Source organism: Streptomyces sp. B1I3 (assembly GCF_030816615.1).
GTDB lineage: Bacteria > Actinomycetota > Actinomycetes > Streptomycetales > Streptomycetaceae > Streptomyces.
Window position 1 is genome coordinate 6,799,057 of record NZ_JAUSYD010000001.1, and the last position, 14,659, is coordinate 6,813,715.

Genomic DNA, 14,659 nt, shown 5'->3' on the forward strand with positions numbered 1-14,659 from the left:
GGACCAGCGTCCCCCCATGAGAGGCCGTACATGACCCCGCCGAATACGCAGCCGGACACCCCCACCCAGGTGCGGACGGTCTGCTCGTACTGCGGTGTCGGCTGCGGAATCGTCCTCGACGTCGCCATGGGGCCTGACGGTCGGCGCACCGTCCTCAAGGCCGCCGGTGACAGGACGCACCCGGCGAACCGCGGCCGCCTCTGCACCAAAGGCGCGACGAGTGCCGACATGCTCGCCGCCCCCGGGCGGCTGACGACCGCGATGGTCCGGGCCGGGCGCGACGGGGAACCAACGCCGCTGCCCATGGAGGCCGCCGTCCGGGAGACCGCCCGGCGGCTGCGTGCGATCGTCGACGAGCACGGTCCCGACGCGCTCGCGCTCTACGTCTCGGGGCAGATGACGCTGGAGGCGCAGTACCTGGCCAACAAGCTTGCCAAGGGCTTCGTCCGCACGAGCTGGATCGAGTCGAACTCCCGGCTCTGCATGGCCGGAGCGGGCACCGGCTACACCCTCTCCCTGGGCGCGGACGGGCCGCCCGGTTCCTACGAGGACTTCGAGCACGCCGACGTGTTCCTCGTCATCGGCGCGAACATGGCCGACTGCCACCCCGTGCTGTTCCTGCGCCTCATGGACCGGATGAAGGCCGGTGCGAAGCTCATCGTCGTCGACCCCCGGCGCAACGCCACCGCGGAGAAGGCCGACCTCTTCCTGCAGATACGACCCGGCACGGACCTGGCCCTGCTGAACGGGCTGATGCGCCTCCTCGTCGAGAACGGGCACACCGACCCCGAGTTCATCGCCGAACACACCGAGGGCTGGGAGGCCATGCCCGCCTTCCTCCAGGACTACCCGGCCGCGACGGTCGCCGAGACCACCGGCATACCGGAGGAGGACATCCGCCGGGCCGCTCGCTGGATCGGCGAGGCCGGCGAGTGGATGAGCTGCTGGACCATGGGCCTCAACCAGAGCACCCACGGCACCTGGAACACCAACGCCCTGGTCAATCTGCACCTGGCCACCGGTGCCATCTGCCGCCCCGGCAGCGGCCCCTTCTCGCTCACCGGCCAGCCCAACGCCATGGGCGGCCGGGAGATGGGGTACATGGGCCCCGGTCTGCCCGGCCAGCGCAGCACCCGGTCCGACGAGGACCGGCACTTCGTCGAGAAGCTGTGGGACCTCGCCCCCGGGACGCTGCGCACGGACGCGGCAGGCGCCGGGACCATCGACATGTTCCGGCGCATGGCGGACGGCGAGATAAAGGCCTGCTGGATCATCTGCACCAACCCGGTGGCATCCGTGGCCAATCGCAGAACCGTGATCGAGGGGCTCGAAGCCGCCGAGTTCGTCGTCACCCAGGACGTGTTCGCGGACACCGAGACCAACGCCTACGCCGATGTGGCCCTGCCCGCGGCCCTGTGGGGCGAGGCGGAAGGCGTCATGATCAATTCCGAGCGCGACCTCACGCTCGCCAGGCCCGCCGCCGATCCGCCGGGGGAGGCCTGGCCGGACTGGCGGATCATCGCGCGGATCGCCTGCGAGATGGGGTACGAGGACGCCTTCGGCTACAGCGACGCCGAGGAGATCTTCGAGGAGATCAGGCGGGCGCACAACCCGCGAACGGGCTACGACCTGCGCGGTGTCACCTACGAGCGGCTGAGCAGGACCCCCGTCCAGTGGCCGAGCGCCACCCCGGAAGGCCCCGACCGCAACCCCGTCCGCTACGTCAACGACGGAGTCAGCCAGACCCTGTCGGTGCGACCGGACGGAACCGTGCCCCGGCTGGCCTTCCCCACGCCGAGCGGCCGCGCGGTGTTCCACGCCCGCCCGCACATGCCGGCGGCCGAGATGCCCGACGGGGACTTCCCGTACGTGCTCAACACGGGCCGTCTGCAGCACCAGTGGCACACCCTCACGAAGACGGGAAAGGTCGCCAAGCTCAACAGGCTGAACCCGGGGCCTTTCGTGGAGGTCAATCCGCAGGACGCGCGGACTCTCGCCATCACGGAAGGCGACTCGGTCGAGGTCGCCTCGCGGCGTGGCCGCGCCGTCCTGCCGGCCGTCGTCACCGACCGGGTGCGGCCGGGGGACTGCTTCGCCCCCTTCCACTGGAACGACCTCTTCGGTGAGTACCTCAGCGTCAACGCGGTGACCAACGACGCGGTCGACCCCCTGTCCCTGCAACCCGAGTTCAAGGTGTGCGCGGTGACACTGGCGAAGGTCGCCGCAGTCACCCCACCCGCCCCCGCGGTGGTGGACGCACCCGTTGCCGCGCTCGCCGGTGTCTTCGGGATCGCCGACGCCGCACCGCCCGTGCTGACGGACGCCGAGCGCCGCTACCTGTCCGGGTTCCTCGCGGGACTCGATGCGCAGGTCGTCGGCACGCCGGTCCTGCCGGCGCACGCGCCGTTCGCACCGGATCACGCCTTGTGGGTCGACGGAGTGCTGGCGGGCATGTTCTCCAGGGCGCCGGGCGGCGCCTCTCCGGATCAGGAGACCGCGGTCGTCGCGCCGGACACCCCGCCCGGGAGGCAGGTCGTGGTCCTGTGGGCATCGCAGACCGGGAACGCCGAGGAGGTCGCCGCGGCCGCCGCGCGGCGCCTGGCCGACGGGGGACGGGCCGCGACGCTCCTCGGCATGGACGACAGCCCGTTGGAGAACCTGCCGCGGGCAGCCGATCTGCTGGTCGTCACCAGTACCTTCGGCGACGGCGACGCGCCTGACAACGGCTCCGGGTTCTGGGAGTCGCTCAACCGGCCCGACGCGCCCCGCCTGGACGGGGTGCGCTACGCCGTACTCGCCCTCGGGGACTCCTCGTACGACGACTTCTGCGGGCACGGCAGGCGGCTCGACGAGCGGTTCGACGCGCTGGGCGCCGTACGGCTCCTCCCGCGCACGGAGTGCGAACCCGATTACGAGGAGCCGGCCGGACAGTGGCTCGACGATGTGTTCGCCGCGCTGGGCACCTCCGCCGGTCCCGCCGCGCTGGGCACCTCCGCCGGTCCCGCCCCGGCAGCACCGTCCCTCGCGGCCGCACCCGCTCCCGGCCGCCCTGCCAAGCCGGCGCCCGTACCGGCCCGCCTCACCGGCAACAGGCTGCTCAGCCTCCCCGGCGCGACCAAGGAAGTGCGTCAGTTCACCTTCGACACACGGGACAGTCCCGTCCCGCTGGTCTACGAGGCCGGTGACGCGCTCGGAGTGGTGCCGCGCAACTGCCCCGACCTCGTCGCCGAATGGCTCGCCGTCACCGGCCTGGACCCTGCGGCCCCGGTCGACGTGCCCGACGGGGGCGCCGTCCCGTTGGGCGAGGCGCTCCACCGCCACCTGGACATCGCCCGGATCACCCCCGACCTCCTGCGCCTGGTCGCCGACCGCACGCACGACCGCACCCTCAAGAAGCTGCTCCGGCCCGACAACAAGGGCGAACTCGCCCAGTGGACCTGGGGCCGGCAGGCGATCGACGTCGTCGCCGAGCACTCCGCCCGCGCGACGGCTGCCGAATGGACCGCCGCCCTCGCACGCCTGAGGCCGAGGCTCTACTCCATATCGTCCAGCCCGCTCACCGACCCCGGCCTCGTCCGCCTCACCGTCTCCGTCGTGCGCTACGAGAACCGCCACGGACGCCCTCGCAAGGGCGTGGCGTCCGCCTTCCTCGCCGACGCCGCGGCCGACGGCCCCGTACCGGTCTTCGTGCAGCGGGCCCCGCACTTCCGCCCGCCTGCCGACCCGGCCACCCCCATGGTGATGGTCGGACCCGGCACCGGGGTCGCCCCCTTCGTCGGCTTCCTCGACGAACGGCGCGCCCTCGGCCACCGGGCCGCCAACTGGCTGTTCTTCGGCGAGCAGCGCCGGGCCACCGACTTCTACTACCGGGAGGAACTCGGGGCCCTGCTCGCGGACGGCACGCTGACCCGGCTGGACACGGCCTTCTCCCGCGACCAGCGGACCAAGGTCTACGTGCAGGACCGGATGCGCGAGCACGGCGCCCAGCTGTGGTCCTGGCTGCAGGAAGGCGCCCACTTCTACGTCTGCGGCGACGCCTCCCGGATGGCGAAGGACGTGGACCGGGCCCTGCGGGACATCGCGGCGGCCCACGGTGGACTCCAGGAGGAGGCGGCCGCCGCGTACGTCAAGCAACTCGCCGCAGACAAACGGTACGTGCGCGACGTCTACTGAGGCCGGCCCGCCGCGACAGCCGCGGTGAGGGCGGGCAGATATCCCGACTCGTGGCCCTCCGCGGTCGGATGGACGGTCGATCCGCTGATCCACTCGTCGGCGGTGCAGATCTCGTGCCCGGCGAACGCGGTCCGGCCGTCCACGAACGGGAATCCGGCGGCCTCGGCGCGCTCCGCGATCGTCTCGTTGAGCAGATCCGAACCCTGGTTCACGGCGGTGCGCTTGGCGGAGGTGAGGCCGCCGATGCAGAGTCCGCCCTCCTTGTAGAGGTGCGGGTAGCCCATGACGACGACCTGGGCGTGGGGTGCCCGGGCGCGCACGGTGGCGTACAGGCTGTCCAGCTCGTCGGGGAGCTCGTTCACGACGTACTCCCCGGCCTCGGACAGGGCCCGTTCGCAGGCCGCGAGCGTGGAGTACCGGCAGCTGAGCATGGTCGAGGCGAAACCGGAGTCGTTGCCCCCGATGCTGAGGCTCACCAGCGTGGTGTCCGCGTCCAGCTCGTCGACCTGGTCGCTCAGTACGTCAGGGATCTGCGCACCGCCGCAGGCGGCGAAGGTGAACGAGGCGGGCTCGCCGGCGGCCGCCCAGAGGGCGGGGTAGGCGTTGCGGCTCCGCGTGCACAGGGCGTCGGAGTAATCGCCGGCGCCGGTACCGGAGGCGTACGAATCGCCCAGGGCCACGTAGTTCACCCCGGCCCCGAGCGGCGCCCCGGACGCGGGCGCCGGGAACGTGACCGACGTGAGGGCGGCCAGCAGGGCGAAACCGGCCGTACGAGAAGCGAGCATGGGGACTCCCGTGGTGTGCGGACGAGACGGCACGTGCGCGGCCACCGCCTTCGGTCCCGGCAGCCGTCCCCCAACCTCTCGTCGCACCCGCCCGCACGTCATCGGCGAAATGGCCCGTGGCGGAGCCGGCTCAGCCCGCAGACTCTCCCGCGTGCGGGCTCAGCACACCGGCCGCGATCAACGCGAACAACACCACGCCCAGGATCACGCGGTAGATGACGAACGGCATGAAGCTCTTGGTCGTGATGAACTTCATGAACCAGAAGGTCAGTCACCATCTCCGACTACAGCCTCCTTGCCGGCGGCACCACCCGCTCCGGTAAGGGCATGGCTGTCGCGAACGTCCTCGTCGGCGCGATGCTCGACCCCCCGGATCCGGGTACGGCTCTTCGACGGGAAGGGCACCGGCGAGTACGTCGGCATTGCCGAGTCCCTCGACACGTTTGTTCGCCGCAACCCCGAACGGCTCCTGCAGTTCCTGAAGGCGCTTGCCATCGAGCTCGAGCGGCGCACTGAAGTCCTCGTTGACCTCGGCGTGTCCAAGGCGACCGAGGAACTTCTCGAACAGCTGGGCGGCATCGAGCTCGTCATCGTCGACGAGCTGGCCACCTACACCGTCAAGGGCGGACTCAACGGTCAGCACGCAGAGGAGATCGTGGAGCTCCTCGCGCAGATCGCCTCCGTAGGGTGCAGCGGTCGGCATTGTGCTGGTGCTGGCCACCCAGTCCCCGAAGGTCGACGTCGTACCCTCCCGGCCGCGCGGCAACTGCGCTGCCAGGTGGGCGATGCGTGTGGATTCCACGACTGCGTCCGGAGCAGGCCCCGCAGGTGCAGGACTCGGCTGGGGAATCGGGCAGGCCTTCGCGGGCATCGCCACCATGGGAGGCGCTGCAGGTGCCGCAGGCATCGCCCTGTTGCTCCTCGCCACGAAGGTCCTTGCGTTCGGGAAGCCCACATCCACAACGAGACCCACAACCACAACCGCAGCTTTGGGCGATCTACGACAACCCTGCGACGCGACCCGCCCGGCCCCGGCAGGATGACCTGATGGCTCTCAACTTGAAGTACAGCGGCGAAGGCAAAGACATGACGTTCGAGGAGCTCGAGGCGTTCGTGAAGCAAGCCAAGGCGAGCGGCGTCCAGAACGACCGCAACGTCTACGCCGAACTCAGCACCAGCGGCAAAATCAAGGAGCTCAGCGTCAAGGTCGACGACGGCGACTAGGGCCTGTATCGAAAGTGCGCTGCTGGGCAGTTGAGTCCTGTGGGTCGGTACAGTCGCGTGCATGCTGAAGCCAGTGCTGCGTGTAGTCGAAGCGGGCGGTCGTACCGTGGACGATCCGACCGAGGAGGCTCTGCACGACCTGCTGTCTGAGATGAACCTGTCGCACCGGTTTGTGATCCTGGAAAGACTCGATTTGGAGCCTGTGGATCAGCACTACATTCAGGTGTGCCTGAACGATGACCTCAGCTACCAGGTCGAGTACCGCGAAGGCAGTGCAGACAAGCACTACCAGGCCCACGTTCCAAGACTCCATGAAGTGTTCGGCCCGGAAGAGTCGACCGCCAAGGTGATGATGGACTGGGCTCACGATCGGCAGGGATGGCGGGAGGCGTTGCCGTGGACCTCCATGCCTTTTCAGTGAAGGATTACAGCCACTCGTTGATCGCCGCGACCAGGACTGTCGCCTCGTAGCGGACGGCGAGCTTGTCGTAGCGCGTGGCAACCGCGCGGTTCCTCTTGAGGCGGTTGATCCCGCACTCGACCGCATGGCGCTCGCGGTAGTCGGCTGGGTAGAAGCGCGGCGGCCGGCCGCCGCGGGAACCGAGCCTTCGGCGGTTGCGCGCCTGGTCGGCCTTGTCAGGGATGGTGCAGCAAATCCCGCGGCGACGCAGGTAGGCGCGGTTCCTGCGGGAGGCGTACGCCTTGTCCGCGCGGACCCGATCGGGGCGGACGCGTGGCCGGCCCGGCCCGATGCGGGGCACACGCACTTTCTCCAGTACGGGTTCGAACTGCGGCGAGTCGCCGCGCTGCCCGGCCGTGATGACGATCGACAGGGGCTTCTGGCCCTGCTCGACGGCCAGGTGCAGCTTGGTGGTGAACCCGCCGCGCGAGCGCCCAAGTCCGTGATCACCAGGTTCGCTGAGGACACCGCCCGGCGGTTCCTTCTGTAGATCACCCTGCTTGCGGGCCCCGGCCGCATGCTGATGGGCACGGCAGACTGTGGAGTCGACGCTCAAGTCCCACGTGATCGCACCTTCCGCGTCGGCCAGGGACTGCAGCCGGGTAAGTATCCGGTGCCAGGTGCCGTGCCGCTGCCATCGGCGGAACAGGTCGTAGATCCGGCCCCACGGTCCCTACTCGACGGGCACGTCCCGCCACGGCACACCGGCCCGGACCCTAAACCGTATGCCGCCGATCACCCGCCGCCGGGACCAGACAGATGGCCGGCCTGCCTTCGTGCCCTTCGGCAGCAACGGTTCCAGCATCGCCCACTGCTCGTCCGTGAGATCTCCCCGACCCATGAACCGTGATCATCCACAGCCCAAGATCCACTTTCGACACACGGCCTAGCCGACATCACCGCACAGCGTGGCCCGCGACCTAACGGTCGGGGGGCCTTTGTCGTGGTTACAGCCCGTGCGATCCACCGCGGCCCCGCCAACTGCGCCGTCACCGCACAACAAGGCCCCGGACCGTCTGGTCCGGGGCCTCTGTGTTCCCTGGGCTGAGGGACCTCTAGTCGTCGAGGTCGGGCTCTGTCTGCCCTCGCTTCTTCGCGCAGTCCGGGCAGTAGTTCTTGCTCCAGCTCCCGGTGTGGCGCGTCCCGCACTCCTTGCACTTCAGCTCGTTCGGCCTGACCATGATTCCTCCGGATTTGTGCTGGCGATGGCGACTACTCCGGCGACTTCTCCAGAATTTCGCCGGTCTCCTTCAGGAACTCCAGCCATGGCCCGGACTCGGCGTCACCGCCGCGCTGATAGGCGGCCGCCCACTCCTGCATGATCCACATGCGGAAGTCGTCCCAGATGTGCCCATTGCCGGGCGGCAGGAGAATGCTCGCCTCCAGGAGCCGGTCATAAAGGTCGGACTTGACCTCGACGAACGGCCGGCCGCCGTCAATGGCTCGCTGGTAGTTGCCGATCTCTTCGAACAGCACTTTCAACCGGTCCATGGCTGTCACCAGTTACCCCCTGTTGTGACTGAACCTCACCGTATGGGGGGAGCGGCCCGCGGGAGCGAGGTGTGTAACGGGGGATCGCCGCGCTCGGCACGGAATCGTCTACGCCGAAGCGGTCTGGCCGGTAGACGGGATGGCGCAGTCCGGGGCGAGGTGGGCCGTAGCACCGCCCGTGCCACCCACCCGCGGCCGACGGGGTTCGCCGACGGGTTCGTCGGGGTCGCCCCCGACCGCCGGCACAGGTCGTCCCACACCTGCTGGCACTCCGCCCGGCTCACGCCCCGCACCGTGTAACTCACGCCCATGACAGCAGCATGACGGGGATAGCAGGCCACCGGGCCGGAACGGTCACGAAGGACACGGATTCACCCACTGCTGCATGCACTCTGGCGACGCACCCCGTCTCGGATTACGCTCAACGTCCAACTCGGGGGAGGGGGCAACATGGCGAAAAAGAAGCCCAAGAAGCCTAAAGGCTGGTGGGTGGAACAGCGGATCGCGAAAGCGGAGCTTGCCAAGCGTGTGATCGCCGCGCAGGCGCGGCGGGAGAGGGTCTACGGCCGCGTCGGTGTAACGCCACCACGCCAGTCTTCGAACTCTGTGTACGCCATGTCGAGCGGGGCTTACAGGTGAGCGATCTTGCCCTTGGCCGATGTGTGACGAAGCCCCCGCACCATCCCGGTGCGGGGGCTTCGCCGTGGGCGCTACGGCTTCCACTCGGTCCGGTAGCCGGGGTGGTCGGCGTACACGGCGGCTAGGTCTTGTCTGATAAATGATCACCCGTGGGCTCAGAATGCCGGATGCTTGTTGACGGAGGGTGGCCACCGTCACGGGGCATCACGTCTCCCCCCGTGGCGGGCCATGAAGACGAGGAGTGTCAGCGGTGTTGGAGACCTACCTGTCCTGGTACCGCGAGGGCCGGATGGACGAGTCCGAGTTCCGCACGGTCACCGACAACTTGGCCCAGTCCGGGCTGACCGTCGAGCACCCGATGCTGGGCTGCGGGATGCTGTTGGACGTCGTAGGGGAACAGGTGAAGCTGCCTGTCGGGCCCATTCTGGAGCTTGTTGGCCTGTCGGTCGGGCCGCTCTGCATGCAGTTCTGGCTGTCGGCAGACACGGACGTGGTGTGCGATGTCAGGTACGTGGCGCCGGACACCCAGGTCCTCACCTTCGTGCTCGGCGGGTTGACCGAGATCGAGCGTGAGCAGGCCACTAATGCCGTTCAGCGGCTGATCCAACGAGAGTTGGACAGGACTGTCGCGCTACTCGTCGATCTGGGCGGCGAAACAGCGGACGAGGACGATGACGCGCTGGTCCTGTATGGCCGACTGCCGATGGGCCCGCGCCCGGACCGAGTGCACTTCCGGACGGACCGGCTCAGCATCATCCCGGCTGTTCTTGCTGGAGCAGAGGTGACGGATCTCGGCAACGGGCTGAGTACAGTCCGCTGGTAATGATCATCGGGCAGGTTCGCGGAGCCAGAGGACGAGCGCTGCGAGGTGGAGTCCAGCCCGGTATCGGGCGGCGAGTTTGTCGAACCGTGTCGCGACGGCGCGGAACTGCTTGAGTCGGCTGAAGCAGCGTTCGACCACGTTGCAAGCTTTGTAGAGCTCGCGGTCGAAGGCTGGCGGCCTGCCACCGGCCCGCTCGCGCCGAACACGGTTGGCCTTCTGGTCGACCCTTTCCGGAATTACCGCTCGGATGCCCCGGCGACGCAGGGTCTGGCGGATCACCCGTGACGAGTACGCCTTGTCGGCGATGACCGCGTCGGGCCTGCGGCGCGGCCGCCCGACGCCGGTCCTGGGTACTCGCAGCGCGTCCAGGACCGCATCGAAGGCGGTGGAGTCGTTGACGTTGCCCGGCGTGACGAGGATGGCCAGAGGCAGGCCCCGGCCGTCGCACGCCAGGTGAACCTTGGTGGTCAGCCCGCCGCGGGACCGGCCGAGCGCCTGGTCAGCCGCCGCGCGTGCCGGATCTTCTAGTTCATCCCCCGCCGGTGCCCCTTTTTGCGGGCGCCGGCGGCGTGCTGGTGAGCACGGTTAACCGTGGAGTCGACCGACACGGCCCATTCCACCGCTCCGATTGAGTCGTCGTGGACCTGGACCTCCTCGAGTAGACGGGCCCAGGTCCCGTCCACCTCCCAGCGGGCGAACCTCTCATAGATCGTCTGCCACGGCCCGAAGCGTTCTGGCAGGTCACGCCACGGAGCACCCGTGCGCAATCGCCACAGCACCCCGTTGATCACCTGTCGGTGATTCCGCCACGGACGACCCCGCCCGTCAACACCTGGCAGCAGCGGCGATATCCGCTCCCACGCCGCATCCGTCAGCTCTCCGCGACCCATCACAAGATCAATTATCAGACAGGTCCTAGGTCGCGGAGGTCGGGGCACGGCGCCGTGCGTTCACAGTGGTCGCAGACCTGCATGCCCCAGTGCGACCGTTCGCAGGTGCGGCAGCCGCCAATTGAGTGCGGCGCATGCCGGGCGACGAGCTGTCGCTTCGCCTCGACCTCGCGCAGGGCGCGGGCCGGGTCGTGGCGGGCGATGTGCTCGGCCTCAGCAATCCCGAGCTCCCGAGCGATGAGGAACCGTCGGTTGGCGACGACCTTCGCGAGGGGTTCCGCGTCCGGGTGCGCAACCCAATCCCGCTGCGGGCTGCCCATCGTCTCGTCCGTCGCCAGCGCCGCCCGCTCATCTTCATCGAGACGGGCCCGAAGAAAGCCCACTAGGTCGGCGATCATGCCGGGCGCCCGAGCTCATGCGGGTAGTCCTTGTGCTCGACGTAGGGCGCGGCGAGGAGCCGCAGCTGGTACTCGGCGGTCTCGCCGACCAGCCCACCCGCTCCCAGGTGTCGCACCACGGTGTCCTCTAGCAGTGCGATGCGCGCCTCGGCCGTGGCGATGGTGAACCGGGCATGCGCGGAGGCATCCTCGGGCTCAACGCCGAAGCGGGCGGGGTCTGTGACCACCACGTTGCTGGCGTAGCGGGCCTTCTCCAACTCCTCGCTGTACCGGGCCCGCAGAAAGGCGACGAGGGCGGCGGTCACTTGCTGCCCCCCGAGTCGGGCTGGGCGGTGGATCGTTCCAGGTCTACCCGGTCGGCGATGCGGCGGGCCCATTCGCGACTGTAAGGCGTGTGCTTGGCGATGGTCATGAGTGGGACGCCGGCGGCTCGGGCGTCCGCAATGAGTCCGTCGAGGTTCATCCGGGCTTTCTCGTGAGCCGAGGTCGCGCGGTCGAGACGGCGCAGCCAGGAGGCTTCGGCCTCGGGGTGGGGTCGTGGCGTCATGTCGCTGATGATCTCATGCGAACCTGCCAAGTCGGTGGGCAGTTCACTGCCAACCTTGTGGGCGCCCGCTCTTGGCTCAGTCATGCCAACTATGTTGCACCACGGCTGCTGCTGTGCCAATATCACAATGCCAAGAAAGTTGGCACCTGGGTCAAAGGGGGACCCGCATGAACGCCGCCCGCCACATCGCCCGCACCCACCGCGCCGCCCGAACCATGTCGAAGCCGCTCAAGTACCGGTGCCTCTCCGGAAATATCGCCGTCGCCGTCGACGAGGGCGCCCTCATCCACCGGCGACCTGCTGGACCGGCTCGGCGCCGACGACCAGCGAAGACGGGCGCGATATCACGGCCGCCCTAACCCCCGTCTTCACCGGCATCAGACTAAGGGCACCCGCCCGCACGTCATCGGCGAAATGGCCCGTGGCGGAGCCGGCTCAGCCCGCAGACTCTCCCGCGTGCGGGCTCAGCACACCGGCCGCGATCAACGCGAACAACACCACGCCCAGGATCACGCGGTAGATGACGAACGGCATGAAGCTCTTGGTCGTGATGAACTTCATGAACCATGCGATGACCGCGTATCCCACCGCGAAGGCGATGACCGTCGCGAAGATCGTCGGCCCCCAGGAGACGTGTCCCTCGCCCGCGTCCTTCAGCTCGAACACGCCCGAGGCCAGCACCGCCGGTACCGCCAGCAGGAACGAGTAACGCGCCGCCGCCTCACGGGTGTAGCCCATCAGGAGGCCACCACTGATCGTGGCGCCCGAGCGCGAGACGCCGGGGATCAGCGCCATCGCCTGACAGAAGCCGAAGATCAGGCCGTCCCTGACGCCCAGCTCCTGGAGGGACTTGCGCTCCCTGATCGCCCGGTGCTTGCCGCCGGTCTCGTCGCGCGCCGCGAGACGGTCCGCGACACCCAGGACGATGCCCATGCCGATCAACGTGGTCGCGATCAGGCGCAGATCACGGAACGGCCCTTCGATCTGGTCCTTGAACGTCACACCGAGCACGCCGATCGGAATCGAGCCGATGATGACCAGCCAACCCATCTTGGCGTCGTGGTCGCCGCGCATCGAGGCATTGGTCAGCGACCGGAACCACGCCGAGACGATCCGGGCGATGTCCTTGCGGAAGTAGATGAGGACCGCCGCCTCCGTACCGATCTGGGTGATGGCGGTGAACGCCGCACCCGGGTCGTGCCAGCCCGCGAACGCCGCGGTCAGTCGCAGATGCGCGCTGGAGGAGATCGGCAGGAACTCGGTCAGTCCCTGAACGAGTCCCAGGACGAATGATTCGAACCAGCTCATGGAGCTCAGGCCATCCCGGAGGTGTTCATGCGACGGCCGACGGCCTCGACGGCCGTCGGCAACGTGCGGGTGTGGTCAAAAAGGGGGACGGGGCACCACGGCCCCGGACATCCTCTGTCGGTCGCGCGCAGCGTATCGCCTGCAGATGAACGGCCTCCCGGCTGCCCCCGCATCATTCGGAGGAGGGACCGTGAGCGGCGCCGCCCGCCCTGCCCAGCCTGTGGTGCTTGCGCCAGGCGACCAGCGCCGCACCCGCGCCCGAGAGCACGATGAAGCCCATCGCCGCCAGGAACACCGGGGAGGTCGGCGAGGAGGCCTCGCTGCCCGCGATGACGTACGCCGCCGTGTTGGGGATCGAGCCGAGCCCGGTGGCCAGCAGGAACGGCGGATATCCCATCCGGGAGGTCGCCGCGCAGTAGTTGGCCGCCGCGAACGGCACGCCCGGGAAGAGCCGTATCGCCAGCATGGAGCGGAAGCCGTGCCGGCTCAGCAGCCCGTCCGCGGCCTTGAGCCACTTGCCGCGGAGCAGCGTACGGAGCGCGTCCTGGCCCAGTACCCGGCCGAGGAGGAAGGAGACGCCCGCGCCGAGGACGGTTCCGGCCAGCGCCGCCGCCAGACCGGCCTGAGCGCCGAACAAGGCGCCGGCGGCGAGGTTGAGCAGCGGACGCGGCACGAAGGCCACCGTGCACACGCCGTACGCCAGGCCGAACACCATGGCCGCCCCCGAACCCGTGAGCTGGGGTGGCCAGCCGGACGCCAGCAGCCGCTGTGGTTCGAACAGCAGCATGGTGGTGGCCGCGGCCAGGAGCACCGCGACCAGGAGGGAGAAACGGGACCAGGGGGAGAGCAGCAGCTTCGCGCAACGCGCTGCGAGACCGCCGGCGGGCCGGGCGGCGGGGACGGGCTCGAACATCTGGGGAGCGTAACCGAAACAGGTGTGTGATCGCCGTAATGTGCGTCCCATGAGTCCGTCGGAGCAATCCGTCCCCGACGTGCCGGACAGTGCCCTGGCCGACACGGTGCTGCGCCGCCTCACCCAGGTGTATCCCGAGGCGGCCGACCCCGGACGGGCGGTTGCGGCGGCTGCGTACATGAGGAACGTGGCCCCTTTCCTGGGCATCGCCACCCCGCGACGCCGGGACCTGTCCCGGACCGTCCTTGCAGACACCCGCCGGCCGGCCGAAGCGGACTGCACCGCCGTCGCCCTGCGCTGCTGGGAGTTGCCCGAACGCGAATACCAGTACTTTGCCGCCGACTACCTGCGCCGTCATGTCGGCCGTTGCTCCTCCGGCTTCCTGCCCGTCCTGCGGCATCTGGTGACGACACGCCCCTGGTGGGACACCGTCGACGTACTCGCCGCCCATGTCGCCGGACCGCTCGTGTCGGCGGACCCGGTGCTGAGGGGAGTGATGGACCGGTGGGCCGGGGACGAGGACCTCTGGCTCGCCCGTACCGCCCTGCTCCACCAACTCCGCTTCCGCGAAAACACCGACACCGACCGGCTGTTCGGGTACTGCCTGCTCCGCGCGGACCACCCGGACTTCTTCATCCGCAAGGCGATCGGCTGGTGCCTGCGCGAGTACGCCAAGACCGACGCGGAGGCCGTCCGCGAGTTCGTCGACACGGCTCGTGACCGTCTGTCACCGCTCTCCGTGCGTGAGGCGCTCAGGCACATCGGCTGAGTCACCGTCCACAGCCGCCGAAAAGCATTCGACGGCCGTGCGCGGTTCCGCCATGATCAGGGGCATGTTCCGGTACGCCTTCCTCGCAGCGCAGTCCGCAGTCGCGGACACGCCGAAGGCTGCCGTGAGCCCCGCGACCGCGTTCGCGGCAGCAGCAGCAGCAGCAGCAGCCGCAGCAGCGTGCACCGCTGCCGCAGCGCCCATCGGCGGCGCCCGAAGCTGACCCTCCCCCGACAGTC

At 69.1% G+C, this 14,659-nt stretch carries 17 protein-coding genes and 2 pseudogenes; 6 read left to right on the forward strand and 13 right to left on the reverse strand.

Translation table 11 applies throughout. The annotated features are described in order from the left end of the window. Positions 1–30 precede the first annotated feature (30 nt). Complete coding sequence (locus tag QFZ58_RS30910) at positions 31–4,173, forward strand: bifunctional nitrate reductase/sulfite reductase flavoprotein subunit alpha (RefSeq protein ID WP_307128159.1); 4,143 nt, start codon at positions 31–33, stop codon at positions 4,171–4,173. Here QFZ58_RS30910 and QFZ58_RS30915 read toward each other — a convergent pair. The 3 genes and pseudogenes from QFZ58_RS30915 to QFZ58_RS34575 form a co-directional block, all read right to left on the reverse strand. Next, the gene (locus QFZ58_RS30915; protein ID WP_307128160.1) at positions 4,167–4,958 is read right to left on the reverse strand and encodes an SGNH/GDSL hydrolase family protein; all 792 of its coding nucleotides are present in this window, start codon (positions 4,956–4,958) and stop codon (positions 4,167–4,169) included. The two genes, QFZ58_RS30910 and QFZ58_RS30915, sit on opposite strands and share 7 nt — an antisense overlap. Before the next feature lie 130 nt (positions 4,959–5,088). Beyond that, positions 5,089–5,220 (reverse strand): annotated as a pseudogene (locus tag QFZ58_RS30920) (undecaprenyl-diphosphatase); the annotation flags it as partial. 9 nt (positions 5,221–5,229) lie between these two features. Further along, on the reverse strand, positions 5,230–5,760 hold the full coding sequence (locus QFZ58_RS34575) for a hypothetical protein (protein WP_373428614.1): 531 nt from the start codon (positions 5,758–5,760) through the stop codon (positions 5,230–5,232). 245 nt (positions 5,761–6,005) lie between these two features. Here QFZ58_RS34575 and QFZ58_RS30925 point away from each other — a divergent pair, with 245 nt between their 5' ends. Together QFZ58_RS30925 and QFZ58_RS30930 are read left to right on the forward strand one after the other, a co-directional pair. Next, positions 6,006–6,182: a hypothetical protein gene (locus tag QFZ58_RS30925; RefSeq protein WP_307128161.1), complete on the forward strand. Its 177-nt coding sequence runs from the start codon at positions 6,006–6,008 to the stop codon at positions 6,180–6,182. Positions 6,183–6,243: 61 nt separating this feature from the next. Next, positions 6,244–6,603 carry a hypothetical protein gene (locus QFZ58_RS30930; protein ID WP_307128162.1) on the forward strand — a complete coding sequence of 120 codons (360 nt, stop codon included), beginning with the start codon at positions 6,244–6,246 and terminating at the stop codon, positions 6,601–6,603. Between the two features lie 4 nt (positions 6,604–6,607). Here QFZ58_RS30930 and QFZ58_RS30935 read toward each other — a convergent pair. The 3 genes and pseudogenes from QFZ58_RS30935 to QFZ58_RS30945 all read right to left on the reverse strand — a co-directional run bounded on the left by QFZ58_RS30935 (position 6,608) and on the right by QFZ58_RS30945 (position 8,142). Next, positions 6,608–7,483: pseudogene (locus QFZ58_RS30935) on the reverse strand (IS5 family transposase). A gap of 214 nt (positions 7,484–7,697) precedes the next feature. Beyond that, positions 7,698–7,823, reverse strand: coding sequence for a hypothetical protein (locus tag QFZ58_RS30940; protein WP_307128163.1), 126 nt, complete (start codon positions 7,821–7,823; stop codon positions 7,698–7,700). A 31-nt stretch (positions 7,824–7,854) separates the two neighbouring features. Then, complete coding sequence (locus tag QFZ58_RS30945) at positions 7,855–8,142, reverse strand: hypothetical protein (protein ID WP_307128164.1); 288 nt, start codon at positions 8,140–8,142, stop codon at positions 7,855–7,857. A gap of 441 nt (positions 8,143–8,583) precedes the next feature. Here QFZ58_RS30945 and QFZ58_RS30950 point away from each other — a divergent pair, with 441 nt between their 5' ends. Then, positions 8,584–8,772 (forward strand): hypothetical protein, encoded by a 189-nt coding sequence (locus QFZ58_RS30950; protein ID WP_307128165.1) that lies wholly within the window; start codon positions 8,584–8,586, stop codon positions 8,770–8,772. Positions 8,773–8,843: 71 nt separating this feature from the next. Here QFZ58_RS30950 and QFZ58_RS34580 read toward each other — a convergent pair whose 3' ends face one another. After that, entirely contained in the window at positions 8,844–8,909 is a 66-nt protein-coding gene (locus tag QFZ58_RS34580; protein ID WP_373428682.1) for a DUF6221 family protein, read from the reverse strand. 113 nt (positions 8,910–9,022) lie between these two features. Between QFZ58_RS34580 and QFZ58_RS30955 the strand changes: the two genes are divergently transcribed. Further along, positions 9,023–9,595: a hypothetical protein gene (locus QFZ58_RS30955; protein WP_307128166.1), complete on the forward strand. Its 573-nt coding sequence runs from the start codon at positions 9,023–9,025 to the stop codon at positions 9,593–9,595. 3 nt (positions 9,596–9,598) lie between these two features. On the opposite strand, the gene QFZ58_RS30960 is transcribed toward QFZ58_RS30955, so the two are convergent. The 6 genes from QFZ58_RS30960 to QFZ58_RS30985 all read right to left on the reverse strand — a co-directional run bounded on the left by QFZ58_RS30960 (position 9,599) and on the right by QFZ58_RS30985 (position 13,651). Next, a protein-coding gene (locus QFZ58_RS30960) for an IS5 family transposase (RefSeq protein ID WP_307128167.1) occupies positions 9,599–10,485 on the reverse strand; the annotation gives its coding sequence in 2 pieces (ribosomal slippage) (positions 9,599–10,140 and positions 10,140–10,485; 888 coding nt in all). A 14-nt stretch (positions 10,486–10,499) separates the two neighbouring features. Next, positions 10,500–10,883 (reverse strand): DUF6221 family protein, encoded by a 384-nt coding sequence (locus tag QFZ58_RS34585; protein WP_373428615.1) that lies wholly within the window; start codon positions 10,881–10,883, stop codon positions 10,500–10,502. After that, on the reverse strand, positions 10,880–11,188 hold the full coding sequence (locus QFZ58_RS30970) for a DUF6221 family protein (protein WP_307128169.1): 309 nt from the start codon (positions 11,186–11,188) through the stop codon (positions 10,880–10,882). The genes QFZ58_RS34585 and QFZ58_RS30970 overlap by 4 nt, the downstream gene beginning before the upstream one ends. Then, the gene (locus tag QFZ58_RS30975; RefSeq protein ID WP_307128170.1) at positions 11,185–11,430 is read right to left on the reverse strand and encodes a hypothetical protein; all 246 of its coding nucleotides are present in this window, start codon (positions 11,428–11,430) and stop codon (positions 11,185–11,187) included. Before QFZ58_RS30975 ends, QFZ58_RS30970 begins: the two co-directional genes overlap by 4 nt. A 435-nt stretch (positions 11,431–11,865) precedes the next feature. Beyond that, a complete protein-coding gene (locus QFZ58_RS30980; protein ID WP_307128171.1) occupies positions 11,866–12,738 on the reverse strand; it encodes an undecaprenyl-diphosphate phosphatase in 873 nt (290 codons plus the stop codon). Between the two features lie 172 nt (positions 12,739–12,910). Further along, positions 12,911–13,651: a TVP38/TMEM64 family protein gene (locus QFZ58_RS30985; RefSeq protein WP_307128172.1), complete on the reverse strand. Its 741-nt coding sequence runs from the start codon at positions 13,649–13,651 to the stop codon at positions 12,911–12,913. A 49-nt stretch (positions 13,652–13,700) separates the two neighbouring features. Here QFZ58_RS30985 and QFZ58_RS30990 point away from each other — a divergent pair, with 49 nt between their 5' ends. Further along, positions 13,701–14,420: a DNA alkylation repair protein gene (locus tag QFZ58_RS30990; protein ID WP_307128173.1), complete on the forward strand. Its 720-nt coding sequence runs from the start codon at positions 13,701–13,703 to the stop codon at positions 14,418–14,420. Positions 14,421–14,659 lie beyond the last annotated feature (239 nt).

Bases quoted from the DNA above. Each gene is read 5' to 3' on its own strand.
- QFZ58_RS30910 (WP_307128159.1), top strand. From the start codon at position 31: ATGACCCCGCCGAATACGCAGCCGGACACCCCCACCCAGGTGCGGACG.
- QFZ58_RS30915 (WP_307128160.1), bottom strand. From the start codon at position 4,958: ATGCTCGCTTCTCGTACGGCCGGTTTCGCCCTGCTGGCCGCCCTCACG.
- QFZ58_RS30925 (WP_307128161.1), top strand. From the start codon at position 6,006: ATGGCTCTCAACTTGAAGTACAGCGGCGAAGGCAAAGACATGACGTTC.
- QFZ58_RS30930 (WP_307128162.1), top strand. From the start codon at position 6,244: ATGCTGAAGCCAGTGCTGCGTGTAGTCGAAGCGGGCGGTCGTACCGTG.
- QFZ58_RS30940 (WP_307128163.1), bottom strand. From the start codon at position 7,823: ATGGTCAGGCCGAACGAGCTGAAGTGCAAGGAGTGCGGGACGCGCCAC.
- QFZ58_RS30950 (WP_307128165.1), top strand. From the start codon at position 8,584: ATGGCGAAAAAGAAGCCCAAGAAGCCTAAAGGCTGGTGGGTGGAACAG.
- QFZ58_RS34585 (WP_373428615.1), bottom strand. From the start codon at position 10,883: ATGATCGCCGACCTAGTGGGCTTTCTTCGGGCCCGTCTCGATGAAGAT.
- QFZ58_RS30975 (WP_307128170.1), bottom strand. From the start codon at position 11,430: ATGACGCCACGACCCCACCCCGAGGCCGAAGCCTCCTGGCTGCGCCGT.
- QFZ58_RS30980 (WP_307128171.1), bottom strand. From the start codon at position 12,738: ATGAGCTGGTTCGAATCATTCGTCCTGGGACTCGTTCAGGGACTGACC.
- QFZ58_RS30985 (WP_307128172.1), bottom strand. From the start codon at position 13,651: ATGTTCGAGCCCGTCCCCGCCGCCCGGCCCGCCGGCGGTCTCGCAGCG.
- QFZ58_RS30990 (WP_307128173.1), top strand. From the start codon at position 13,701: ATGAGTCCGTCGGAGCAATCCGTCCCCGACGTGCCGGACAGTGCCCTG.